Source organism: Pseudomonas putida (assembly GCF_028682635.1).
Lineage (GTDB): Bacteria > Pseudomonadota > Gammaproteobacteria > Pseudomonadales > Pseudomonadaceae > Aquipseudomonas > Aquipseudomonas putida_AE.
Window position 1 is genome coordinate 190148 of record NZ_JANHLK010000005.1, and the last position, 24863, is coordinate 215010.

Genomic DNA, 24863 nt, shown 5'->3' on the forward strand with positions numbered 1-24863 from the left:
GATCTTGTGCACGGCGCCAATCAAAATGTGGGAGTGAGCTTGCTCGCGATGACTGCTGATCAGTCAATCAAGATGTCATCTGACCCACCGCTTTCGCGAGCAAGCTTGCTCCTACAGGGGATCACCAGCGCGCACAGATCTTGGGCACGACGCCAATCAACCTGAGCTGGCTTGGCAGCGAAGGTGCGATGCGGCGACTCGACAAGCCAGCTCCTACAAGGCGGCGACGGCGGGAGCCGGTCGATTCAAGCGCTTGTTGAATTCCAGCCACGCCCCCAGCAACGCCATCAACCCAGCCCCCACCAACGCGGTGAAGACCTGCATGGCGAACGCATCGTCCGTCAGCGCATTGAGCATGTCCGCCAGGGGCGCCAGCAACACGCCCAGGCAGAAGATCTCCAGGGAAAAACGCCCCATGCGGCAGCATTGCTGTGCCAGCCAGTTTTGCGTCCAGCCGGTGTCGGGCAACAGTTTCGCGGCGACGTAGGCCAGCGCGAGAAAGTGCAACAGGCGCACAGGCGACAGGTTGGTCTTGCTGATCGGGTACAGCAGATTGCTCAGGCTCGCAGGCATCAGGGCGTCGTGGATCTGCGGCCAGCGCCAGGCGACCGTCAGCACCGCGGCGATCAATGCATACACCGCCGCCGTCATGAACAACGGCTGGCGCACCAGCGGCCGGGTGTCGGGCAAACGTGGGCGTTGCGCATGAATCGCCGCCGCGCCGCCGAGGATAAACAGCAGTTGCCAGGCCACGGGGTTGAAGTACCACACGCCATCCTTGATCGCGGCCAGGTTCCAGCCAAACAACGGTACGGTCAGGTACAGCGCAAAGGACACCGCCACCACCGGCCAGACCTTGCGCACCAGTATCGGCAGCACCAGCGGCAAGCCCGCCAGCAGCACGATGTACAGCGGCAGCGGGTCCATCAGGTTCGGTTTGAAGCGCAACAGCAGCTCATCGATCAAGGCCTGCTGGGGGTCGCTGATGAAATGGTGCATGCCCATTTCTTCCACCAGGTCGCGGGTTTCCACATGGCTGTTGGCGAAGAACACAATGCCCATCAGCATCGCCAGCAGGAAGATGTGCACCACATAGAGCACCCAGGCGCGGCGCAGGATTTTCACCCAGGCGATCAGCAAACCTTCCCGCGCAAGGACTTTGCCGTAGGCCAGGACGGCCGCGTAACCGGCCAGGAACACGAAGACTTCGGCGGCATCGCTGAAGCCGAAGTTGCGCAGGGTGATTTGACCCAAGGGGTTGTGGGGCACGTGATCCCAGAAAATGAAGATCAGTGCCAGGCCGCGAAAAAAATCGATCCGGTGATCGCGCGCTAACGTCATGACGGCAGGCTCGCTGGTAAACAGGTATTGAACAAAGGATGGGCCGAAGGCGCAAAAAGTTGCTTGCCGCCTATTGGCGGCGCGCAGGGTGGACTGATTCGCTGGTAATTGCAAAGGCGGGGTATTGCGGGATGTCTCCTGAGGTGGGCGCAGAGCCCGACCGCTGGTCTGAAAGGTCGGTATTCCTGCGATTTCTGACAGTAGACAAGCTCAAATGTTTGTGTGAGCAGCGTTCAATCGCAGGAGCGTCACGTGAGACTTTCATACAAGGGCTTGTCCAGCTACACCGTGATCGGCGTCGCCAATACGCTGATTCACTGGCAGATCTTTTTTCTCTTGAGCGTGGGCTTCGGCTTGACGCAAGCGGCCAGCAACCTGGCAGCCTTTTGCGTAGCGGCCTCGTTTTCCTTTTATATGAATGCGCTCTATACCTTTGATGCCAAGGCGTCAGTCGGCGGTTACCTGTTGTTCATGCTGGCGATGGGGGCGCTCAGCCTGGGCGTCGGCCATGTCGGCGATGTCTGGCGGTTGCATGGGTTGCTGACCGTGGCGCTGTTTTCTGCGTTGAGCCTGGTGTTCGGTTTCCTGTTTTCCAAGTACGTGGTGTTCCGTGAGCGTGACGTATGAAGGTTTCGCTTATCGTCCCGGTGTTTAACGAAGAACAGGCGATCAATCTGTTTTACCAGGCGGTACGACGAGAGTTGAAACTCGACGCGACCGAAGTCGAGATCGTGTTCATCAATGACGGCAGCTCCGATGGCACGGCCGAACAGGTGGCGGCCCTGGCGCAGGCGGACGAACAGGTCCTGCTGATCAATTTCTCGCGCAATTTCGGCAAGGAACCGGCGCTGTTTGCCGGGCTGGAATATGCCAGCGGCGATGCGGTGATCCCCATGGACGTAGACCTGCAGGACCCGATCAGCGTCATCCCGCTGTTGATCGAACAATGGCAAAAAGGCGCGGATGTGGTACTGGCCAAGCGCCGCGACCGCGCCGCCGACAGTTACTTGAAACGCCACAGCGCAGCGCTGTTCTACCACCTGTTGAATCGAATTTCCTACACCCGGATCGAGGAAAACGTCGGGGATTTCAGGCTGATGGATCGCAAGGTGGTGGACGTGATTCGCACCTTGCCCGAGCATCAATTGTTCATGAAGGGCGTGCTGTCGTGGGCCGGCTTCAACACCGTGGTGGTGGAGTACGAACGCGCCCGGCGGGTGGCGGGGGATAGCAAGTTCAACGGCTGGAAACTGTGGAACCTCGCGCTGGAAGGCGTGACCTCGTTCAGTACGGTGCCGCTGCGGTTATGGACGTACGTCGGCGGGTGCGTGTCGATCTTTGCCGTGCTCTATGCGGTGTACATGGTGCTGGACAAGATTTTCTTCGGTAACAGCGTGCCCGGTTACCCTTCGTTGATGACCGCTATTCTGTTTCTCGGCGGCGTTCAACTGATCGGCATCGGCATCCTCGGTGAGTATGTCGGGCGGATCTACATCGAAGCCAAGCACCGGCCGCGCTATGTGGTCAAGGACATCGTCGGCGGCAAAGACAGGCGCAAACCCTAGCATGGGCAGGTTCAGCGATTTCTTCACCAAGGAACTCACTCGACGCCAGGCCTGGCTGTTTTTTCTGCTGGCGACCCTGGTGTACGTGCTGCCGCTGATCCTTGCGGATTATCCCTACATCGATGACAACTGGCGCTCGCTGTCGGCCGGCATAGCCTGGGCCAAGGAAGGGCGTCTGTTCGCCGAGTTGTTCTACAACGCGCTGACCTTCAGCAGTGGCGCGCCGAACATCTTTCCGCTGCCGTTGTTGATCGCCACCCTGGCCATGTCCTGGGCACTGACAAGCCTGACCTTTCATCACTTCCGCGAACCGACCTTCGGCTGCTGCCTGGTGCTGTTGCCGCTCTGGTACAGCCCGTTCTTCCTGCAAAACCTGACCTATCAATACGACGGCCCGGTCATGACCTTGAGTGTGGTGGCGGTGATCTACGCCATCACCTTTCGTCACCCTTCGCGCAGCCTGCAATGGCTGGTGCCTTCTTTCCTGATTGCGCTGGCGCTGGGCCTGTATCAAATCAGCGTCAATGTGTTTCTCGGCCTGTGCTGTCTTGAAGTGCTCAGGGCGGTCAATGACAAAGTGGCCTGGCCGCGCTGGGGCGGTTTGATCGGCTGGAGAATCGCCCAGCTGTTTCTCGGATGGCTGATTTACCTTGTCAGTGCATACCCCTTCATGGGGCAGGGTCGCACGGTGTTGCTGGACTGGGCAGCGCAGCCTTTGCTGCAGATCCACATCAACATTGCGCGGGTGCTGGAAAAAGTCGTGCTGCTGTTCCATGGCGGATTTGCCTGGGTGGCGGCCGGGTTGGTGCTCTGTGCCATTGCCGGTGCAGTGTGTTTGGGATTGAAGGTTATCGAGCGCAAGGACAGCGGGCCGAAGAGACTGCTGATCGGCCTGCTGTGTTTGCTGACAGTGCCGGTCGTGGTGTTGTTGGTGTCCGGCGTCGCGCTGGTCTTTCGCGACTTCAACGAAGGCGCCAGGACCCTGATGGGATTCGCGGTGTTGCTGGTGCTGCTGTTCTACTTGAGTCACCTGGCCCTGGCCACACTCCACGAACGCTTGCCGCTGCTGTTGCTGGTGCCGCTGCTGGCCATGTTGTCGTTGTCGTTCGCCTATGGCCGGGTCCTGACGGTGCAGAAAGCCTTCGCCGGCAGCGCGCTGAGCAGCCTTGAACATAACATCGCCAGCCATCAACCCTTGCGTGACGCCAAGCGCATCTACATGTCGGTGACCTATTCCGATCACTGGCTGCTGGGGGCGGCGGGTTCGTTCAAGCAGATGCCGGTGTTGCATTACCTGCTGAACGTCGACTTCTACATGCTGGCGGAAAACCTGCCCAAGGTCGGCATCACCAACGTGGTGGCGGAGAAGGAGCGGCGCAATGCGACGCGGGTGGGTTATCTAGGTTACACGCCGTTGGTGGAGAGCCAGTTCTACCGGATTTACCTGATTGGTGATTACGGATTTATCGTGATGAAAGAGCCGGCCCCGATCAAATCGCTTCATTGGTAAAGCGCAATGTCGGAGCCGTGAAGGTCAGGCCGCAGCCTCTTCGTTGGGTTCGAAACTGTCCGCCCGCGCCATCTGCCACATCCGCGAATAAAACTCGCCATTCACTTCCCCGGTGAGCAACTCCCCCGGCTTGAGGAACACATGCAGCTGTGAGAACAGCTTGATCTCGGTGGCCGACATGCGCCGCACCAGGTGCTTGGCCGACAATTGCGATGGATGTTCAAGGCCGGCGGCAGCGAGCATCTCGGCCAGGCCCTTGAGCGTGTTGCGGTGGAAGTTGTAGACGCGCTGGGCCTTGTCCGGCACCACCAGCGCACGCTGACGCAGGGTGTCCTGGGTGGCGACGCCGGTCGGGCATTTGTTGGTGTGGCAACTTTGCGACTGGATGCACCCGATGGCGAACATGAAACCGCGCGCCGAGTTGGCCCAATCGGCACCGATGGCCAGCACGCTGGCGATATCGAACGCACTGACGATCTTGCCGCTGGCGCCGAGCTTGATCTTGTCCCGCAGGTTCAGGCCGACCAGGGTGTTGTGCACGAACAGCAGGCCTTCGCGCATCGGCACGCCGATGTGGTCGGTGAATTCCACAGGCGCGGCGCCGGTGCCACCTTCCTTGCCGTCGACCACGATGAAGTCCGGGAGGATGCCGGTTTCCAGCATGGCCTTGGCGATGCCCATGAACTCCCACGGGTGACCCAGGCAAAACTTGAAGCCTACCGGTTTGCCACCGGACAGCTCGCGCAGTTGCTGGATGAAATGCATCATCTCGATCGGCGTGGAAAACGCACTGTGGCGGGACGGCGAGATGCAGTCTTCGCCCATCAGGATGCCGCGTGTGTCGGCGATCTCGCGGGTGACCTTGTGCTTGGGCAGGATCCCGCCGTGGCCGGGTTTGGCGCCCTGGCTCATCTTGATTTCGATCATCCGCACCTGGGGCGTTCGGGCCTGTGCGGCGAAACGCTCGGGGTCGAAGCGGCCATCGCTGGTGCGACAGCCGAAGTAGCCGCTGCCCAGTTCCCAGGTCAGGTCGCCACCGTGTTCGCGGTGATAAGGGCTTATGCTGCCTTCGCCGGTGTCGTGGGCGAAGTTGCCGAGCTTGGCACCCTGGTTCAACGCGCGGATGGCGTTGGCACTGAGCGAGCCGAAGCTCATGGCCGAAATGTTGAACACCGACGCGCAATACGGCTGGGTGCATTGCGGGCCGCCGACCGTGACCCGGAAACCGCTCGGGTCGCTCAAGGGCGCCGGGCGCATCGAGTGGCCGATGAATTCAAAACCCGACTGGTAGACGTCGATCAAGGTGCCGAACGGTTTGTCGGCGCTTTCATTCTTGGCCCGGGAATAGACCAGCGAGCGCTGGGCCCTGGAAAAGGGCAGGGCGTCGCTGTCGGATTCGAGCAGGTATTGGCGGATTTCCGGACGAATGCCTTCGACCAGATAGCGGATATTGCCCAGGATCGGGTAATTGCGGCGCACTGCGTGGGGGCTTTGCAGCAGATCGAACAGGCCGATCAGGCTGAGCACGCCGGTGACGGCCGTGATGGGCCAGAGCCAGTCGTGCTCGAGGAAGGGCAGGCTGGCGAGGGTGAAGATCACGCAGACGGCAAAGAAGGCGTAGCGGCTCAGGAGTGACAGGCTCATACGGTTTCCTTGGGTTCGGACTCAAAAACTTTGGCAATACACAAACCACCTCGCGATGGCGGTGCGTCAGCCAACATCAATGTCGAATATAATGGCGTTTTTGAGTCAAAGGCCTTTTTAATGTCAATGTCTGTTGCCCAGCCCTCTGCACTTATCCACATCGCCGCCGCCCTGTTGATCGGCCCCGACGGGCGAACCCTGCTGGTGCGCAAGCGCGGCACCCAGGCGTTCATGCAACCGGGTGGCAAGATCGAGGCCGATGAAAAACCGGTCAGCGCACTGGCCCGGGAGCTGGAAGAAGAGTTGGGTCTGCTGATCGATACGGCGCACGCCACGTTCCTCGGGCAGTTCTCGGCCCCCGCCGCCAATGAGCCGGGTTTTGTCGTGCAGGCCGAACTGTTTCTGCTGAGCATCGATGCCGAAGTCACCCCGGCTGCCGAGATCGAAGAAGTGATCTGGATCGATCCGGCCAGCGACGGTGGTGTCGTTCTGGCGCCATTGACACGGGACCTGATCCTGCCGTTTTATCGAGCTTCGCTGACCGCTATCGCCTGATCATTACGCAAGGGACTTCGCCCATGATCCCGCTTCAAGACCTGCTGATTTTCGCCGCTGCCGCGTTGCTGATGGTGCTGACACCGGGGCCGAACATGATCTACCTGATCTCCCGTTCGATCTGCCAGGGACGCAAGGCCGGGGTCACCTCGTTGCTTGGCGTGGTCGCGGGTTTCTTCGTGCATCTGTTCGCCGCCGCGGCCGGTTTGACCGCGGTGTTCCTGGCGGTGCCAATGGCCTATGAAGTGTTGAAGTGGGCCGGTGCGCTGTACCTGTTGTGGCTGGCCTGGCAGGCGGTCAAGCCGGGTGCGCGTTCGCCGTTCGAAGCGCAGCAGCTGCCACCGGACTCGTCGCGCAGGCTCATTACCATGGGTTTTCTCACCAGCGCCCTGAACCCGAAGATTGCGGTGTTCTACCTGTCGGTGTTCCCGCAGTTCATCAGCCCCGAGCACGGTTCGGTGTTCACGCAAAGTATCGTCCTGGGCCTGACCCAGATCAGCGTCAGTTTCTGCGTGAACCTGATGATCGCCCTGTTCGCGGCCGGCATCGCGTCATGGTTTGTCAGCAATCCGACCTGGCTGGCGATGCAGCGTTATTTCATGGGCTTTGTCTTGTCGGCGCTGGCGTTGCGCTTGATGCTCGAGCAAAAACGGATGGCCTGAACATGTTGATTCAGCGACTGGATACCAGCCATGCGCTGGACTATCGGACGATGACGCTTGAGGCCTACGATCGACACCCCCGGGCGTTCACCTCCAGCGTGCGCGAACGTGCAACGATGCCCTTGAGCTGGTGGGAGTCGCGCCTGACCGGCAAGCTGGATGTGGTGTTCGGCGCTTTTGACGAGGGCCGGTTGGCGGGCATCGCCGGGTTGGCGCTCGAGCCCCGGGAGAAAGCCCGGCACAAGGCGACGCTGTTTGGCATGTATGTGTCCGCTCACGTGCGCCAGCACGGGCTCGGTAGGCAACTGGTGCAGGCGGTGCTGACCGAGGCGCGGACCCATCAACATCTGCGGGTGATCAAACTGACCGTCACCGCCGGCAACGATGCCGCATTCAACCTCTATAGGCGCTGCGGCTTCGTCCAGTTCGGCCTGGAGCCGATGGCAGTGCGGGTGGGTGAGGATTACTTCGACAAGATCCACATGTGGCGCGAACTCTAAATCCACCCCGATCAAAGAATGTGGGAGCGGGCTTGCTCGCGAATGCGGGTCAACATTCAGCATTGAAGCTGACTGATACACCGCTTTCGCGAGCAAGCCCGCTCCCACATTTCAACGAACGGCGCTTACCCCATCCAGCGTCGAAAACGACGTGTCCTTGGCCGTCAGCAAAAAATCCCTCATGTACGGCGCATCGAGCATGTCGGCCCGAATCGCCGCATACAGCGTCGCAAACAAACCTTTCTCGCCCAGGCGCTTGGCTTTCACGTAGCCCCGTGAGCTGTATTCATGCAGCGCCCAATGGGGCATGCCGCACACGCCGCGACCGCTGGCCACCAGCTGCATCATCATCACCGTCAGTTCCGACGTGCGGACCTGGGCCGGCTCGACGTCGGCCGGTTCCAGAAAGCGCGTGAAGATATCCAGCCGGTCACGTTCCACCGGGTAGGTGATCAGGGTTTCGCTGAGCAAGTCCTGCGGGACGATGTAGGCCTTGTTGGCCAAACGGTGCTGGTTCGCCACCGCGAGCATCGCTTCATAAGTAAACAGCGGCACATAGGTGATCCCTACCAGATCCACCGGGTCGGACGTCACCACCAGGTCCAGGTCGCCACGGGCCAGGGCGGGCAGGGGGGCGAAAGAGAAGCCGGACGCCAGGTCCAGCTCGACTTCCGGCCAGGCATCGCGGAACTGGTCGATGGTTGGCATCAGCCACTGGAAGCAACTGTGGCATTCGATGGCCATGTGCAGGCGCCCGGCGGTGCCTCCGGCCAACCGCGCGATGTCGCGCTCGGCCGCGCGCAGCAGCGGCAAGGTGGCATCGGCCAGTTGCAGCAGGCGCAAACCGGCGCTGGTGAAACGCACGGGCTTGGTCTTGCGCACGAACAGCGGCATCCCCATGCGTTCCTCAAGCTCCTTGAACTGATGGGACAGCGCCGACTGGGTCAGGTGCAGGCGGTCGGCCGCATCCACCAGGCTATCGGCTTCGCGCAAGGCGTGCAGGGTCTTCAGGTGACGGATTTCAAGCACCGGGGGCTCCATGAGGAAAACTTGTGATCAACACGAAAAGGTTGAGTTTGTCTCATGATGCCTTGGCTGTCGACAATAGCGCCATCTTTTACAGGAGCAATTCGACATGGCCGTAGCCCACACCCTTGGTTTTCCCCGCATCGGTGCCGACCGCGAACTGAAAAAAGCCCTCGAATCCTACTGGAAGGGCGACCTTGACCAGCAGGCGCTGCACAGCGTCGGTCGCCAGTTGCGCAACACCCACTGGCAATTGCAGAAAGACGCCGGCATCGACCTGCTGCCGGTCGGCGACTTCGCCTGGTACGACCAGGTACTGACCCATTCCCTGGCATTCGGTGTGATCCCCGAGCGCTTCGACAGCACCCGGGACGAACGCGGCCTGCCGACCCTGGACACCTTGTTCGCCATGGCCCGTGGCGCCACCGTGAGCTGTTGCGGCAGCGAGCACGGCCAGGCGCAATACGCCCAGGAACTGACCAAGTGGTTCGACACCAACTACCACTACCTGGTCCCGGAATTCAGCGCAGACCAACAGTTCAAGCTGAGCTGGGAACAGCTGTTCGACGAAGTCGAGGAAGCCAAGGCCCTGGGGCACACCGTCAAGCCCGTCATCATCGGCCCGCTGACTTACCTGTGGCTGGGCAAGGTCAAGGGCGACGACTTCGACAAACTCGAGCTGTTGGAACGCCTGCTGCCGGTCTACAACGAAATCCTCGGGCGCCTCGCTGCCCAAGGGGTGGAGTGGGTACAGATCGATGAACCGATCCTGACCCTCGACCTGCCGCAGGAATGGAAAAACGCCTTTGAACGCGCCTACCACATCCTCCAATACTCGCCGCTGAAAAAGCTGTTGGCGACCTACTTCAGCGGCCTGCAGGACAACCTCGGCCTGGCCGTCGGCCTGCCGGTGCAAGGCTTGCACATCGACGCGGTGCGCGCGCCGGATCAACTGCTGCACGTGCTCGATCGCCTGCCGACCTACAAGATCCTCTCGGTGGGCCTGGTCAATGGCCGCAACGTCTGGCGCTGCGAGCTGGAACCGGTGCTGGCACAACTGCAATTTGCCCAGGAACGCTTTGGCGACAACCTCTGGGTCAGCAGCTCCTGCTCGTTGCTGCACAGCCCGGTGGACCTGGAGCGCGAAGACAAACTCGATCCCGAGCTGAAAAGCTGGCTGGCGTTTGCCGTGCAAAAATGTGGCGAAATCGCCGTACTGCGCGATGCCCTGAACGATCCGCAAGCGCCCAAGGTGCAAGCCGCGTTGGCCGAAAGCCGTGCCATTGCCACCAGCCGCGCTGAATCTCCGCGCATCCATAAAGCCCAGGTGCAAGCCCGCATCGATGCCATTGGCACAGCGGACAGCCAGCGCCAATCGCCGTTTGCCCAACGCATCGAGCAACAGCGTGCACGGTTGAAACTGCCGACGTTCCCGACCACCACCATCGGCTCGTTCCCGCAGACCGGATCGATTCGCCTGGCGCGCCAGGCTTTCAAGCAAGGCAAGCTGTCGGCCAACGACTACACCGACGCCATGCACCACGAAATTCGCCACGCCGTGCAAATCCAGGAACGCCTGGGGCTGGACGTGCTGGTGCACGGTGAAGCCGAACGCAACGACATGGTCGAGTACTTCGCCGAGCAGCTCGAAGGCTATCTGTTCACGCGTTTTGGCTGGGTGCAGAGCTACGGTTCACGCTGCGTGAAACCGGCGATCATCTACGGCGACCTGAGCCGCCCGAAAGCCATGACGGTCGACTGGATCACCTATGCCCAGAGCCAGACCGACAAGGTCATGAAAGGCATGCTCACCGGTCCCGTGACGATGCTGATGTGGTCCTTCCCCCGCGAAGACGTGTCGCGCAAAGTCCAGGCACAGCAACTGGCGCTGGCCCTGCGCGACGAAGTGCTGGACCTGGAAGCGGCCGGCATCAAGATCGTGCAGATCGACGAAGCCGCATTCCGCGAAGGCCTGCCGCTGCGTCGGGCACAATGGCAGGAATACCTGGACTGGGCGGTGCAGGCGTTCCGCTTGAGCGCCAGCGGCGTGCGTGATGAAACGCAGATCCACACCCACATGTGCTACAGCGAATTCAACGACGTGATCGAGGCCATCGCGGCGATGGATGCCGATGTGATCACCATCGAAACCTCGCGTTCGGACATGGAGTTGCTGCAGGCCTTCGAAGCGTTCGACTACCCCAACGACATCGGTCCGGGTGTCTATGACATCCACTCGCCACGGGTGCCGGACACGGCCGAGATGGTCAAGTTGATCAGCAAGGCGGTGAAGCGGATTCCGGCCGAGCGGTTGTGGGTCAACCCCGATTGCGGGTTGAAGACCCGCGCCTGGCCGGAGACTGAAGCGGCGTTGGTGAATATGGTGGCGGCAGCACGCCAGCTGCGAAGCCAACTGGCTTGAGGAACCCGCACGGGAGCGGCTTGACCGCTCCCGTGCGGCCTGTCAGCCCTGATCGAAATGTCTGAGCGCCGCTGATTTCTTGCCGATATCGGCGTAAGGCAGGTTGGCGTTATCTGCGTGGGTCAAGGCACGATGTTCAGGCAACTTAAGATGCGCTTTTTCGAACTCGAGAAAGGCGGGGGCCGGCTTGGCGTAGTGGAAATGGGCATACCACAACAGCGTGGGAGGTGTTGCCGTCATGTCCCATATTTCGTATTCCTGCAAGTAATCGGTTCGCCGATCAGGACGTTTGCCCAGGGTTTTCAGCGCACTGGTCTTGCGTATCTCTGCGGCATTTTGGCTGATCAGATCATCGAGCATTCCATCCGTAGGGTTTTTGCTGCGCAGTGACTGACGGGTGCGCATCCGACGTCCGGTGGCAATCAATTCCACTGCCTTGTTACGCAGTTGCTCGATGACGGGGCTCTGTGGGGAAATGGCTTCGATATCGAGCGCCCGGCGCTTCAGTTCGTTGGCCTCGTTGACCATCATGTGCTCCAGATCGACCGGGAGCATATCCTGCGCTGCATAGGCTTGAATCCTCGACCGGTAGGCCGGCTGCGACTGCAGGCGATTACGCGCATCTTCGATCATGGCAGCCGCGTCCTTTTGCACGGGGCGAGCGATTGGCTCGGGAGGATTGAGCAAGCGAGACTTGCCGTTTGCACCCTGTTCCCATATTTCCTCGACACCACCCTTCCCGGTCAGGATGTATTGACGTTTCTGGGTCGTTGGTTCCAAGCGCTCCCCCCCGATCAACAAGTGGTCGTCTTCGGTGATGAAGACCTTCTTGCTGCGTTGCCCGGCCGGCACGACTGGCGCAGGTTGGTCGATGCCCTTGCGTGCCCGTTGGGCCATTTTTTCGATACCCTCCAGCAAGGGCGCGACCGCGTCGAGATAGAAGTGCTGGGGATCGCTGGCGGTCCAGGCATTCATGCCGCGACGGAACTGGCTGTAGTGCTCGAGGCATTCCTGGAAAATCTGATTGCGTTGGGCTCGGGTGGCAGGGACCTCCTGCAGGCTGAATTGAGTGAACAATGCACGGTCGACGTTGATGCGCAGGCTTTCGGCTTGGGTCTGTAGATGGAACCAGGACAGATCCCGTACCGTGTCAAAGCGATTGACCGTCTCCAGAAGATGAGCTGTTCTCAGGTAAAGCAGAGTGGGCTCGTTGAGGCGTCCGTTCAACGCCTCTACTTCAGATGTCATTTGTGCCTTTTCGGTTCTGACCGTAATGCGCTCGTACCACCGGTTGAGGTCGCGCATTGCCGTTTCAATCTGTTCCAGGTGGCCGATGACTTCCAGGCGTAGCTTTCGAATGTCGTGCAGAATCCGAACGCGTTCGGCGAGCGCACTGTCTGGTAGTTCGTCCAGTTGATCGATTAGAGCGTCAATTCGGTCGGTGAGCGGATTAGACCGATGGTTGGCAAAGAAAACCCTCTGCTTTTGCCTGTCGGCGATTATCAGGGCGTCATGACTTTGCATTTCACTGAGCAGGCGTCGTTTGTTGCCATGTGCCAGGGGCGCCAGCTCGACCAGCGTCTGGTAATGCCCGCTGGCCAGTTCGATGTCGCCGATACAGGCTGCTTCGGTCTCCTGAATCAGGGCCGGACGGGCTTCTGCGGCAACACTGTTGTACTTTTCCAGTGCCGCATTGGTGCGCGAGACCCGAGCATCGATTTGCGGCGCCAAGTTGTCGGCGGCGTCGGTCAGTGCATTGTGACGACGAAACACCCGATCGGCCCACCACCTTGGCAGGCGTTCGCGAATGGCAGCAGGCCAGATCGGGTCAAGTGCATCGGCCAGATGCCCGAGCACGCCGCCGCCACCCAGCCCGCCGCCTTCGAAGGTCGACCCGTAAACGCCGAACCAGGTATCCCATTGGCCGGCTTCATCGAGCGCGATGGGTTGCCGGTAGGTTTTTTTCCGCGTGCCGCTCAGTCTCAAGCCGCGTGAGTCCGCACTGGGTTCAACCTGGAAGATGCGGCCCTGGCGCGTGATGAAGTCGCCGTCGGCATGCCGGTAGACATTGCGATAGACCCCGTGCTCGAGCGGTTGCAAGCCGGCCAGGGAAATCGGTTTTTCATACTCGTATCCGGCGAAGCGCTGGGCGATATGTCGTGCGTGGCGTGCTGACGTCGACCGCAATGCCGTGGCGCCTTTGCCCAGCGCCATCAACTGACGAGCACGCGCCAGCGAGCGGACGACGGTGGTCGAGCGGGTGGCCGGCGAAGTACCGGCGATGTCCATGGCGGCATCGATCAACGACAACAACACCGACTCTATCTCTGCCAGGCCCTCAGCCACCTCGCCATGCGACAGAGCAGCGACCGCGTTGTTGGCACTGCTCCAGGCATCATAAAGCGCAACTCCCGCACCGACGAAGGGCACCAGGCCTATCGCCATCTTGATGTAGTTGAACGCCTTCGAGCCGCTGAGCGCGTAGCGTTCCAGGTACAGGTCGGTGCGTGAGCGCGAGGTGTCGCGATGGGCTTCGATCAGGCGGCCCATGTGGGCATTGAGCAAATGTTCGGCCAGCGAAGTCGTCGATGGCCACGCCAGGCCAACGCCGATCATGGCGTCGAAATGCTTCAACACGGCCTGGTTGATGCGGCTTGCGTGGGCCGCCTCGCTGCCTTTCAAGGCTCGGCCGGCCAGGTAGCTGACCATCTCGCTGCGCAGGCATAGATTAAACAAGGCCCGGCGAGCGCTCTCCAGGCTGTCGTAGCGGCGCAGGCATTGGCCGTCGGGGCTGTCGGGCAGATACAGCAGGGTCATCCCGCTGACCTGCTCTTCAATGAAGGTCACGCCGGACAGGGTGGTCGGGCCTTCGTTTGGCGTGTCCTTGCCGCCGGCACTCAGGTAGGCCGGGAACAGTACGATACGATTGCCGTTCGCTTGCCAGGCCTCAGGGGCCTGGGCATCGATGGCAATGGTCAGGACCTGTAGCTGGTCCTGGTTGATCTGGTTTTGCAGGTGCGCGCATTGACCCTGCAGTTTGAGCATCAGGCGCCAGGGCTCGACCAGGCATTCGCGGCGATGCTCCCTGACGAAGGGCGTTTCGCTGGCCGAGCCCATGAAGGTATTACGGATCAGATCTTCGTAGCGCTGTGCAAGGTCAAGTTCGGGCAGGACCTTGCGCAGGTAGGTGTTTGTGATGCCGGTCACCAGTGCCTGGCGTTCGCTTTCGTCCGTTGCGTTGACGTGCACCCGCATCTGGGCCAGTCGCAGTGAAAGAGGCTCCAGCTGCATGGACGGGGTGTTATCGATATTGAGCTGGGCCAGCTCCTCGAGGGACATTCGGCTGCGCGTGGCACTGGGCACCGCCACCAGTTTTTGCGGGGTGCCTGGCGCCGCGCCGTCGGCCAGTTGTTTTTCCAGCTTGACCGAATCCGGCAGGTCCAGCTGGACGTCAAACTCCCCTTCAATCGAGAAGTCATCGCGCAACCGCACCTGGAGGTGTTGACGGGTGAATGCGTCACGGGGCGCCAGGGCTGCTTCCAGTTGTGCGTGACTGCGATGCATGGCCTGGATATAGGCCTCGATCAGCTTTTTCAGCTCGGCGCCGGCTGACACCGACAATGTCGCGAGCCAGGTGGGCAGACGCGAAGCCATGCCGGCACTGCGGCTTTGTTCCAGGCGCTGCGCCAGAGCCAGATGACGGGCTGGGTTAACCGGGACCTGCAGCTTGGCCAGGGTTTTGCGCCGCAGCTTTTCCAGTTCATCGGCGCGTTCTGCCGCCTGTGCCGGGTCGGCATGGCGCTGGCGTATTTGCGCGGCCTGTTCTTCAAAGCGACTGATCTGTTTATCCTGGCTGTAAAGCAACGGATCGCAACTGATTTTTGTCAGCTGCAGGGTCAGCTCCGGATCCTGTTCGCGGATCTTGAACAGTTCCAGCTCCAGGTCCCTGCGACTGGCGAAGCGTTGCAAGCCGCCGCCAATGCCGGGCCAGTAAATTAGCAGGCTGTGAGGCGCGGCGGGATCGAGCAGCACCTGGGAGCGGGTGATGACAAACGGCCCCTCCAACGCCTGGGTCTGGTTGCCGCTGGTGTGTTCGATCAACGACAGACTGGCCGCCACGACATCGGAGTCGGCTTCGTCAGCCGCAGACGGTTCCAGGATGGCCTGGAGCATGTCGAACTGGGAACTGTCGAGCTGATTGAGCGACCTCTGCAGTTTGGCCTCGGCCTGCAACCCGTCCTTGTGGGCCTGATAAAGCGCGCTGGACTCTCGGTTGAAAGTCGTCAGGTCGAGGACGCGCGATCGGTAAAGCAGGGCGGATGCGGCCCTGTCGGCAGCCTGTTCCGCCGTTTCCAGAGCCTTGAGGGTGTCCTCGAATATCCGCTGAAGGTCAGTAGCGCTGTCCTCTCCCAGCAGTGTTTCCAGCGCCGCCTGCTGTTGGCGAAGCGAGGTCAGGCGCATGGCCAGGGGAATATCGGCAGACAGGCTATCGAACAGCGCTGATCGATCCTCATCGCCAAAGCCTTCGGTCAACTCCAGGCTCTCAAGGCTTGGCGCCTGGGCAAACGCTCCGGCACGCCGGGCTTGCAGTTCGGGCGCAAACAGCTCGCTGATGCCTGTGGTCAATGGCCCGGTAGTGGTCGTGTATTGAAAACTGTAGTGGCTAGGTAACTCGGACGGAGCAAGTAGTTGCGCGGACAGCCAATGCTCCATGTCGCTGCGCTCCTCGAAGGCCTGGACGGGAACCGGGCGAGAGGGCAGGTAGAGCAATTGCGCGACGGGTTGCTGGTTGCCCACGGTGATCACCCAGGCCGCCGGGATTTTCCAGAGGCTGTTGTCACTCAACTTCAGCGCCAGTTGTTCGCAATGGATGGGCTGGTCGTCCAGATGCACCGTCTCGGTCCCGGCGTCCAGCATCAACCACAGGGGCTTCAATTGTTCGGCACCCAGGGTTCTCAGGGCGAACCCCAGTTGCGCCGCTGATTCAATGTGAGCGCGGTATAGCTGCTCGGCCCGATCACGGCGCGACAGCGGTGTACCCGGGGCACGGGCCTGCCAATAGGCCGTCGCGCCTTCATCCAGCGGCGCGCTTGCGAACAGTGCCTGCAAGCTTTCCTGACAGGCTTGCCAGCTCGCCAAGGCGCTTTGCAACAGGCTCTGGTGGGGATTGCTGGTCAGCGTTGAAAACTCGGGGATGGCGGTCGGCGAGGAGGGTGCGAGTGTTGGGAGTCTTTCGGTCATGATTGCGTGGCTCATCCATGAGGAGCGGCGGGTCCACTCCTGATCAAGCGCCATTTAAGAAAAATCCCCTGTGCCGGTGGCACTACATAGTTATCGCATCGACCATTGAGCGGCATTCATGAAACTGTCACGCAACTGTGGCAGCGCGCTTGAACAAACTTCATCAGACTCGCGCTCTACTGGGGTTCTGCGTTTTGGTGTTTTTCCATGGGTGCTTGGTTCTTTTCACGAATGGTTTTCCTGGCCGCACTGTTGTGCGGCCTGCCGTCTCTGGCGGCGTCTCGCTGTGACGTCAATGTTGCAACCCAACGGGTTGATCTGGCCCAGGTAAGCCTGGCGTACCAGAGCATTGGCCGTGCATCCGACCCGGCACTGCTGCTGGTGATGGGGCTGGGCGGGCAGTTGATTCACTGGCCCGACGAGGTGGTGGTCGCGCTGTGTCAGCAAGGTTTCCGGGTGATTCGTTATGACAATCGCGATGTCGGCCTGTCGACCTGGCGGCAGACGCCGGCCGAGGCCAACCTGACCTTCGAAGTGCTGCGCTACAAGCTCGGCTTGCCTGTGTCGGCGCCATACACCCTGACCGATATGGCGGACGACGGACTGGGGCTGATGGATGCGTTGCACATCGAGCAATTCCACGTGCTGGGCGCGAGCATGGGCGGAATGATTGCCCAGCACATGGCAGCGATGGCGCCACAACGGGTCGAGAGCCTGACCCTGATCATGAGCACTTCAGGAGCCGAAGGCTTGCCCGCGCCAAGTGCGGCGCTGTTGCAGTTGCTGGCGCGTCGGGGTGCGCCCAACCGTGAAGTTGCATTGGAGCAACAGGCGGACCTGCTGGCGGCACTGGGCAGTCCGGCGGTGACTGATGATCGCCAGGCGTTGCTGCAGCAGGCGGCACAGGCGTACGACCGGGCCTTCAATCCCGAGGGCGCCAAGCGCCAGATCCTGGCGATCCTGGCCGAACCGAGCCGAGTGGCATTGCTCAATCAGCTACGGGTGCCGGCGCTGGTGGTGCATGGCACGGCCGATCCGTTGTTGCCGGTGATGCATGGCGTGCACCTGGCGGCGCATCTGCGTGGCAGCCAGTTGAAGTTGATACCGGGCCTGGCGCATCGTTTTCAGGAAGCGTTCAAGGCGCCATTGCTGGCAGCCGTGTTGCCCTATCTGCGGGCGCATCGCGAGGACACTTCGCATTGGGCGCAGATCGAGCCTGTGGCTGACCACAACCTTCTTTAGCGCACGGATCAGCCGTGCAGGCGAACCCAGACGCTGACCAATGCCGTCGCCGCGATCAACCACGCCACGGCCGCGACGGCCAGCGACGCCTCGAGGCGCATTCGATCGACCATCACATACAGGGTCGCCAGGTAGATGAAGTACGGAATGATCGACCACATGCCAAACACGATGGTGGTCTTCAGGTCATCCAGCGAACGGCCCTTGCCGACGATGTAATGGGCGATGAGGGCAAAGGTCGGGAACAGCGGCACAAGCCCGGCGATGTAATAGTTCCGGGTCTTGGCCAGGGCGGCGAGGATCACCACCACCGCCGCGCCCAGGGTTGCTTTGAGTATCAGGTCCACACAGGTCTCGCTTAATGGCTCAGGCCGTACTTTTTCACTTTGTCGAACAGCGTAGTCTTGGCCATGCCCAGTTCCAGGCTGGCCTGGGTCAGGTTGCCGCCGCTGCGTTGCAGGGCGTCGCTCAGCAGGTTGCGCTCGAAGGCCTCCACCGCTTCGGCGAAGGCCAGGCCTTGGGCGCTGCCGCCCGCACCGGGTTTCTTGAACGCCGGCAGGCCCAGGGCAAAGCGCTCGGCGACGTTGCGCAGTTCGCGCACGTTGCCCGGCCAGTCGTGGCTCATCAGGTTTGACAGGGTCTGGTTGTCGAGTTCCGGCGCGGCGCGGTCGAAGCGCAACGACGACTGCTGCAAGAAGTACTCGAACAATTGCAGGATGTCTTCGCGGCGCTCGCGCAGGGGCGGCAGTTCCAGGGTCACCACGTTGAGGCGGTAATACAGGTCGCTGCGAAATTCACCGGCCTTGCTCGACTGGTCGAGATCGGATTTGGTGGCCGCGATCACCCGGCAGTCCACCGCCACGCTCTGGTTCGAGCCGAGACGTTCGAGGGTGCGCTCCTGCAACACCCGCAACAGTTTGATCTGCAGGGGCAGGGGCATGCTTTCCACTTCGTCGAGGAACAGCGTGCCGCCGTCGGCGTGTTCGATCTTGCCGATCCGCCGTTTGCCGGCGCCGGTGAAGGCGTTGGCTTCGTGGCCGAAGATCTCGCTTTCGAAGAGGTTTTCCGGCAGGCCGCCGCAGTTGAGCGCGACGAATTGCCGGGTGTGCCGACGACTGAAGTCGTGCAGGCAGCGCGCGACCAGTTCCTTGCCGGTGCCGGTCTCGCCTTCGATCAGCACGTTGGCTGAAGTATCGGCGACATTGGCGATCAATTCGCGCAGGTTCTGCATGGCCGGCGAGCGGCCGATGATCCGCCCTTCGAGGGAGTCGCGCTCGGCCAGTTGCCGGCGCAACGACGAGACTTCCCGTGCCAGGCTGCGTTGCTCCAGGGCACGACGGGCGACATCCACCAGGCGTTCGGGCGAGAAGGGTTTCTCCATGAAGTCGTAGGCGCCTTTCTGCATGGCGCCGACGGCCATGGAAATGTCGCCGTGACCGGTAATCAGCACGACTGGCAGGCTGCGATCGCGGGCCTTGAGTCGGTTCAGCAGTTCCAGGCCATCGATGCCCGGCAGGCGAATGTCACTGATGACGATGCCGGCGAAGTTGTCGCCGACCCGTTCCAGGGCTTCCTCGGCGCTGCCGACACCGATGCAGGGAATGTCTTCCAGGGTCAGCGCCTGTTGGCAGCCGAGCAGCACATGGGGGTCGTCTTCGACGATCAATACACTAAGGTCGTTGTTCATATTGGCTCAGCGGGAGTGGGGCTTACCAACGGTAAACTGAGGACGAAAGCGGTACCACCGCTGGCCGGGTGCTCGACACCCAGGTGACCGCCAGTGGCGGCGGCCAGGCTCGCGGAGAGTGTCAGGCCGAGGCCCAGGCCTTGTTCGCCGGGCTTTGTGGTGAAAAACGGTTCGAACAGGTGCTTGCGCGCTTCGGCATCGATGCCGTGGCCATTGTCCCGTACGCGCAGCCGATATTTACCATCGAAAACTTCGCCTTCGAGCCACAGTTCCGGCTGCGGTTGCGCCTGCATGGCGTCCAGGGCATTGCCGATCAGGTTGACCAGGATTTGCTCGAGGCGGGTCTGGTCGATCCGCACCTGCACATCGTCGAAGTGCCGATGCAATTGCAGATGGGCGCTTTCCAAGCGCCCGCCGAGCAATTGCAAGGCGGCGTCCACGGCTTTGCCGAGACAGGCCTGGCCCTTGTCGTCACCGCGCCGGGCGAAGGAGCGCAGGCTGGCGGTGATCCGGCCCATGCGGTCGATCAATTCGTTGATGGTCTTGAGGTTGGTGCTGGCCACGTCAAGCTGACCGCGCTCGAGAAAACGCACGGTGTTGCCGGACAGGGTGCGCAACGCCGCCAACGGCTGGTTCAATTCGTGGGCGATGCTGGTGGACATCTGCCCGATCGCGGCGAGTTTTCCAGCCTGCACCAGTTCATCCTGGGCACGGCGCAGCGTCTCTTCGGCTTGGCGGCGTTCGCGGATCTGACCCTTGAGCCGTTCGTTGCTGGCGCGCAGGTCGGTGGTGCGTTCGGTAATCCGACGCTCCAGTTGATTGTTGGCTTCCTGCAAGGCTTCCCGGGCGGCCAGGCGGGTGGCGATCACCTTGCGCCGCTCGTTCCAGGCAATGAGCAGGAACGCCACCAGGGCAAATGCCACGGCGACCAGAATCCCCTGGTTGATCGCTTCTCTGCGCAAATCCTGGAGTGGCGTGAGCAGGGTGAAATTCCACGGTGTATCGCTCAAGGGCCGGGTTTGCGACAGGTAGCTGATGTTTTCATCATCGGAGACCAGTTCGCTGTTGGCGGGGAAGGTGAGTTTTTCCACGCCCTCGGACAGGGTTTCCCGGGCCAGCGGTTGCAATTCGTTCAGCGGAAACCAGTAGTACTGGAGGCTGCGGGCGAGCTTTTCCTTGGTGTCTTCGCTCAGCGGCACCACTGACTTGAGGCGTCGCGCCGGGTCGCTGGAGAGAATGATGATGCCGTTCTCGTCGCTGACGAAGGCTTCCAGGCGCGCGCGCTGCCAGCGTTCTTCCATGGCTTCGAGGCGCACCTTGACCACCGCGACGCCAATGATCTTGCCGTGTTCTTCCAGGCCATGGGCCAGGTAGTAACCGGGTTCGCCGTTGGTGCTGCCGATGCCATAGAAACGTCCGGGCTGGCCGCGCACGGCGTTCTGGAAATAGGCACGGAAGGACAGGTCTTCGCCCAGGTAACTGTCGACATCGCGCCAGTTGCTGGTGGCCATGACACGGCCGGTGGTGTCCATCACGTAGATGGCCCGGCTGCGGCTGCGCCGGTTCAGGCCTTCGAGGTAATCGTTGACGGTCTGCCGGTGTTCCGGCGTCGGGTCGGCCAGCAGCCTGGAAACACTGGTTTCGAGTTCCAGCAGGCTGGGCAGGTAGGTGTACTTGCTGATCTCGCTTTCGACGGCGCGGGCGTGCAGTTCCAGCTGGCGCTGGCCGTTTTCGCCGAGGCTGCGGATCCCATAGTGTTCACTGGTCCAGAAGCCGATATAACCCAGTCCGATCATCAGCGCGATGATCAGCGGCGGCAGGAACAGATGGCGAATCAGGCGGGGTTTCACGGCGAGTGATGGCGACGTGGCGCGATAGAGAGTGGGGTCGCATTTCATCACAGATGCCTTGGGTCAACCACAACACAAATCTTGAAATCACCGCTGACCCAATGTGGGAGCGGGCTTGCTCGCGAAGACGGCGGCACATTCAAAACAGGTGCGACTTTCACACCGCTTTCGCGAGCAAGCCCGCTCCCACATTTGGGGAGCGGTGTTTTCTTAGTGTTGCAGAATCTTGTTGAGGAAGTGCTGCGTACGCTCGGCACGGTGGCTGATGTCGCCGAAGAACTCCTCTTTCTTGCAGTCTTCGATGATCTTGCCCTGGTCCATGAAGATCACGCGGTCGGCCACTTTGCGGGCGAAGCCCATTTCGTGGGTCACGCACATCATGGTCATGCCTTCGTGGGCCAGTTGCACCATCACGTCGAGCACTTCGTTGACCATTTCCGGGTCCAGCGCCGAGGTCGGTTCGTCGAACAGCATGACGATCGGGTCCATCGCCAGCGCACGGGCAATCGCCACGCGCTGCTGCTGACCGCCGGACAGTTGGCCCGGGTGCTTGTGGGCATGCGCTGAGAGGCCGACACGTTCCAGCAGTTGCAGGCCTTTCTTGGTGGCCTCTTCCTTGCTGCGGCCCAACACCTTGATCTGCGCGATGGTCAGGTTTTCAGTGATGGTCAGGTGCGGGAACAATTCGAAATGCTGGAACACCATGCCCACCCGCGAACGCAGTTTCGGCAGGTTGGTCTTCGGGTCGGCGATGGACGTACCGTCGACCACGATGTCGCCTTTCTGGAACGGTTCCAGGGCATTGACGCATTTGATCAGGGTCGATTTGCCGGAACCGGACGGCCCGCACACCACGATCACTTCGCCTTTCTTGACCTCGGTGCTGCAATCAGTCAGCACCTGGAAGTCCCCATACCACTTGTTGATGTTTTTGATAGAGATCATACGGCGAACCTTTTTTGCAGACGCTTGACCAGCTGCGAGGCGGCAAAGCTGATGATGAAGTACACGAGACCTGCGAAGATCAGGAACTCATTGGAGCGGCCAATGATGTCGCCACTGGCGCGCGAAGCATTGAGGAAATCCACCAGGCCGACGGCGTACACCAGCGAGGTGTCCTGGAACAGGATGATGCTCTGCTGCAGCAACAGCGGGGTCATCTTGCGGAACGCCTGCGGCAGGATGATCAGGCGCATCATCTGGCCATAGCTCATGCCCAGTGCCTGGGCGGCACCCATCTGCCCCTTGGGAATCGACTGCACACCGGCGCGGACGATTTCGCAGAAGTACGCCGCTTCGAACATCATGAACGCCACGATGCAGGAGGTGAACGCACCGATCGGGGTGTCTTCGCCGGTGATCCAGCGCAGCACGAACGGCACCGCCAGGTAGAACCAGGTAATCACCAGCAGCAACGGGATCGAGCGGAAATAGTTGACGTAGGCACCGGCAATGTTCGACAGCAGTTTGCTGTGGGACAGGCGCATCAACGCCAGGATGGTGCCGAGGATGATCCCGCCGACCACGCCCATGACCATCAGCTTGAGGGTCATGACCATGCCGTTCCACAGGCCGGGAATGGCCGGGACGATGCCCGAGAAGTCGAATTCCATCATTTACCCCCTACGGAAATCAGGCCAGGCACGGCGACTTTCTTCTCGACCAGGCGCATCAGCAACATCAGGCTCATGTTCAGGGTGAAGTAGATCAGCGTGGCCAGGGTGAAGGCTTCGAACAGGTTCGCGGAGAACTCGGCGGTCTGTTTGGTCTGCGCCAGCAGCTCCATCAGACCGATCAGCGAGGCCACGGAGGTGTTCTTGAAGACGTTCAGGAATTCCGAGGTGAGCGGCGGAATGATGATCCGGTAGGCCTGGGGCAGCAGCACGTTCCAGTAGATCTGCGGCAACTTGAAGCCCATGGCGCGGGCAGCGGATTCCTGGCCGCGGGGCAGCGCCTGGATACCGGTGCGCACCTGTTCGCAAACCCGTGCGGTGGTGAACAGGCCCAGGCACACGACAACGCTGAGGAAGGCCGAGGTGGTCGGATTCAAGTCCTGCTTGTACCACTCCTGCAGGTCGGCTGGCAGCAGGTCGGGTACCAGGAAGTACCAGATGAACAGCTGAACCAGCAGCGGCACGTTACGAAAGAGTTCGACGTAGCAGGTGGCGATGCCCGATACGATGCGGTTCGGCACGGTACGCATGACACCCAGGATCGAACCCAGTGTCAGGGCAATGATCCAGGCCGCGATGGCGATGCCGATGGTCCAGGCCAGACCGGACACGTACCAGTCGAGATACGTCTCGCTGCCCACGCCGGTGGACTTGAAGAACACGCTCCAGTCCCAGTTGTAATTCATTAGGGTCTCCCCTCAGATCGATCGATGTACAGGTACCCGCTTGGGGGAAGCTCCGTTCCCGCCTGATCTTTACGATCAGGCACACGCTCCCGGCTCGACAGCCACCGGTTCGAGTGTTTCCCAAAAATGCCAGCAGGAAGTGACCACCTCCTGAAAGGGCCAGGGCCCTCCCAGGAGATAAGGTTAGTCAGAAATCAGGATTTCTTGTCGTCAGCCGCTTTATCGGTCGGATTGGCGATCAGGGCCTTGAGCTCGTCGCTCATCGGGAAGTTCAGATTCAGGTTCTTTGGCGGAATTGGCTGCATGAACCATTTTTCGTAGATCTTGTTGATCTCGCCCGACGCGTAGGTGGCCTTGATGGCGTCATCCACGGCCTTTTTGAACGGCTCGTCGCCTTTGCGCACCATGCAGCCGTAGATTTCGTAGGACTGTGGAGTGCCGGTCACGGCCCAGTCACTGGCCTTCTTGGCCTTGGCCGCTTCACCGGCCAGCAGGGCGTCGTCCATCATGAAGGCCACGGCACGGCCGGTTTCCAGCATCTGGAACGATTCGCCATGGTCTTTGGCGGAGATGACGTTCATGCCCATCTGCTTGTCGGCGTTCATCGCCTTGAGGATGCGCTCGGACGTGGTGCCGGCGGTGGTCACGACGTTCTTGCCGGCCAGGTCCGGGAAATCCTTGTACTTGGAATCTGCCTTGGACAGCAGGCGAGTACCGATTTCGAAGATGCCGACGGAGAAGTCGACTTGTTGCTGGCGCTCGACGTTGTTGGTGGTCGAACCGCATTCCAGGTCCACGGTGCCGTTCTGCACCAGCGGGATACGGGTTTGCGAGGTGACCAGGTTGTACTTGACCTGCAGGTTCGGCAGGTCCAGGTCTTTTTTCAGGGCTTCGACGACTTTCAGCTGGATGTCGTGGGAGTAGCCGACCGGTTTGCCGGAGGCGTCCGCGATGTAGGAGAAAGGAATGGAAGCGTCACGATGCCCGAGGGTGATGACACCGGACTCTTTGATCTTCTTCAGGGTGCCGGTGAGTTCGGCGGCGAAAACTGGCGTGCTGATCAGAGCGGCAGCAATGGCTGCGCCCAGGATATGGGGAACGATGCGCATCAAATTTTCCTCGACATTGTTTTTTTTATGGAGCCAGTTGTTCGGCCCTTTTGTGCTTCGAATGCCTGACGGCTCCTGAAGTGTTGGCGCAACAGGCATTCGTCCAAGAGTGTAGAGCATGACTCGTGCCAGGCCAGGCAGTAGGACATA

At 61.0% G+C, this 24863-nt stretch carries 19 protein-coding genes; 8 read left to right on the forward strand and 11 right to left on the reverse strand.

Annotation, left to right across the window (positions count from 1 at the left end):
- Positions 1 to 213: 213 nt before the first annotated feature.
- On the reverse strand, positions 214 to 1341 hold the full coding sequence (locus tag NPS56_RS08520) for an OpgC family protein (protein ID WP_274074264.1): 1128 nt from the start codon (positions 1339 to 1341) through the stop codon (positions 214 to 216).
- Between the two features lie 252 nt (positions 1342 to 1593).
- Here NPS56_RS08520 and NPS56_RS08525 point away from each other — a divergent pair, with 252 nt between their 5' ends.
- The 3 genes from NPS56_RS08525 to NPS56_RS08535 are packed head-to-tail and all read left to right on the forward strand — an operon-like array spanning position 1594 to position 4416.
- Positions 1594 to 1968 carry a GtrA family protein gene (locus NPS56_RS08525; protein WP_274074265.1) on the forward strand — a complete coding sequence of 125 codons (375 nt, stop codon included), beginning with the start codon at positions 1594 to 1596 and terminating at the stop codon, positions 1966 to 1968.
- Positions 1965 to 2906, forward strand: coding sequence for a glycosyltransferase family 2 protein (locus tag NPS56_RS08530; protein WP_274074266.1), 942 nt, complete (start codon positions 1965 to 1967; stop codon positions 2904 to 2906). The genes NPS56_RS08525 and NPS56_RS08530 overlap by 4 nt, the downstream gene beginning before the upstream one ends.
- 1 nt (position 2907) lies before the next feature.
- Complete coding sequence (locus NPS56_RS08535; protein WP_274074267.1) at positions 2908 to 4416, forward strand: glucosyltransferase domain-containing protein; 1509 nt, start codon at positions 2908 to 2910, stop codon at positions 4414 to 4416.
- A 24-nt stretch (positions 4417 to 4440) separates the two neighbouring features.
- On the opposite strand, the gene NPS56_RS08540 is transcribed toward NPS56_RS08535, so the two are convergent.
- Entirely contained in the window at positions 4441 to 6060 is a 1620-nt protein-coding gene (locus NPS56_RS08540; RefSeq protein ID WP_274074268.1) for an FMN-binding glutamate synthase family protein, read from the reverse strand.
- Positions 6061 to 6180: 120 nt separating this feature from the next.
- On the opposite strand from NPS56_RS08540, the gene NPS56_RS08545 reads away from it, so the two are divergent.
- Genes NPS56_RS08545 through NPS56_RS08555 form a run of 3 tightly spaced genes read left to right on the forward strand, consistent with a single transcriptional unit; the run spans position 6181 to position 7777 of the window.
- Positions 6181 to 6615 carry an NUDIX hydrolase gene (locus NPS56_RS08545; RefSeq protein ID WP_274074269.1) on the forward strand — a complete coding sequence of 145 codons (435 nt, stop codon included), beginning with the start codon at positions 6181 to 6183 and terminating at the stop codon, positions 6613 to 6615.
- Positions 6616 to 6638: 23 nt separating this feature from the next.
- Positions 6639 to 7277: a LysE family translocator gene (locus tag NPS56_RS08550; RefSeq protein WP_274074270.1), complete on the forward strand. Its 639-nt coding sequence runs from the start codon at positions 6639 to 6641 to the stop codon at positions 7275 to 7277.
- 2 nt (positions 7278 to 7279) lie between these two features.
- A complete protein-coding gene (locus tag NPS56_RS08555) occupies positions 7280 to 7777 on the forward strand; it encodes a GNAT family N-acetyltransferase (protein WP_274074271.1) in 498 nt (165 codons plus the stop codon).
- 111 nt (positions 7778 to 7888) lie between these two features.
- Here the strand turns inward: NPS56_RS08555 and metR are convergent, their stop codons facing one another.
- The gene (gene metR / locus NPS56_RS08560) at positions 7889 to 8806 is read right to left on the reverse strand and encodes a transcriptional regulator MetR (protein ID WP_274074272.1); all 918 of its coding nucleotides are present in this window, start codon (positions 8804 to 8806) and stop codon (positions 7889 to 7891) included.
- Positions 8807 to 8912: 106 nt separating this feature from the next.
- Between metR and metE the strand changes: the two genes are divergently transcribed.
- The gene (gene metE / locus NPS56_RS08565) at positions 8913 to 11225 is read left to right on the forward strand and encodes a 5-methyltetrahydropteroyltriglutamate--homocysteine S-methyltransferase (RefSeq protein ID WP_274074273.1); all 2313 of its coding nucleotides are present in this window, start codon (positions 8913 to 8915) and stop codon (positions 11223 to 11225) included.
- Between the two features lie 42 nt (positions 11226 to 11267).
- Here metE and NPS56_RS08570 read toward each other — a convergent pair whose 3' ends face one another.
- Positions 11268 to 16466, reverse strand: coding sequence for a dermonecrotic toxin domain-containing protein (locus NPS56_RS08570; RefSeq protein WP_274074274.1), 5199 nt, complete (start codon positions 16464 to 16466; stop codon positions 11268 to 11270).
- 207 nt (positions 16467 to 16673) lie between these two features.
- Here NPS56_RS08570 and NPS56_RS08575 point away from each other — a divergent pair, with 207 nt between their 5' ends.
- Positions 16674 to 17708 (forward strand): alpha/beta fold hydrolase, encoded by a 1035-nt coding sequence (locus NPS56_RS08575; RefSeq protein WP_274074275.1) that lies wholly within the window; start codon positions 16674 to 16676, stop codon positions 17706 to 17708.
- An 8-nt stretch (positions 17709 to 17716) separates the two neighbouring features.
- Here the strand turns inward: NPS56_RS08575 and NPS56_RS08580 are convergent, their stop codons facing one another.
- The 7 genes from NPS56_RS08580 to NPS56_RS08610 form a co-directional block, all read right to left on the reverse strand.
- Positions 17717 to 18046, reverse strand: a complete 330-nt coding sequence (locus NPS56_RS08580) for a GlpM family protein (protein WP_180205389.1) — start codon at positions 18044 to 18046, stop codon at positions 17717 to 17719.
- 20 nt (positions 18047 to 18066) lie between these two features.
- Positions 18067 to 19395: a sigma-54-dependent transcriptional regulator gene (locus NPS56_RS08585; protein WP_274074276.1), complete on the reverse strand. Its 1329-nt coding sequence runs from the start codon at positions 19393 to 19395 to the stop codon at positions 18067 to 18069.
- Positions 19392 to 21293 carry a sensor histidine kinase gene (locus NPS56_RS08590; RefSeq protein ID WP_274074277.1) on the reverse strand — a complete coding sequence of 634 codons (1902 nt, stop codon included), beginning with the start codon at positions 21291 to 21293 and terminating at the stop codon, positions 19392 to 19394. The genes NPS56_RS08585 and NPS56_RS08590 overlap by 4 nt, the downstream gene beginning before the upstream one ends.
- A 162-nt stretch (positions 21294 to 21455) precedes the next feature.
- The gene (locus tag NPS56_RS08595) at positions 21456 to 22190 is read right to left on the reverse strand and encodes an amino acid ABC transporter ATP-binding protein (RefSeq protein ID WP_095197146.1); all 735 of its coding nucleotides are present in this window, start codon (positions 22188 to 22190) and stop codon (positions 21456 to 21458) included.
- A complete protein-coding gene (locus NPS56_RS08600) occupies positions 22187 to 22858 on the reverse strand; it encodes an amino acid ABC transporter permease (protein WP_274074278.1) in 672 nt (223 codons plus the stop codon). Before NPS56_RS08600 ends, NPS56_RS08595 begins: the two co-directional genes overlap by 4 nt.
- Positions 22858 to 23604 carry an amino acid ABC transporter permease gene (locus NPS56_RS08605; RefSeq protein WP_274074279.1) on the reverse strand — a complete coding sequence of 249 codons (747 nt, stop codon included), beginning with the start codon at positions 23602 to 23604 and terminating at the stop codon, positions 22858 to 22860. The genes NPS56_RS08600 and NPS56_RS08605 overlap by 1 nt, the downstream gene beginning before the upstream one ends.
- A gap of 194 nt (positions 23605 to 23798) precedes the next feature.
- On the reverse strand, positions 23799 to 24713 hold the full coding sequence (locus NPS56_RS08610) for a glutamate/aspartate ABC transporter substrate-binding protein (protein ID WP_008056636.1): 915 nt from the start codon (positions 24711 to 24713) through the stop codon (positions 23799 to 23801).
- Positions 24714 to 24863 lie beyond the last annotated feature (150 nt).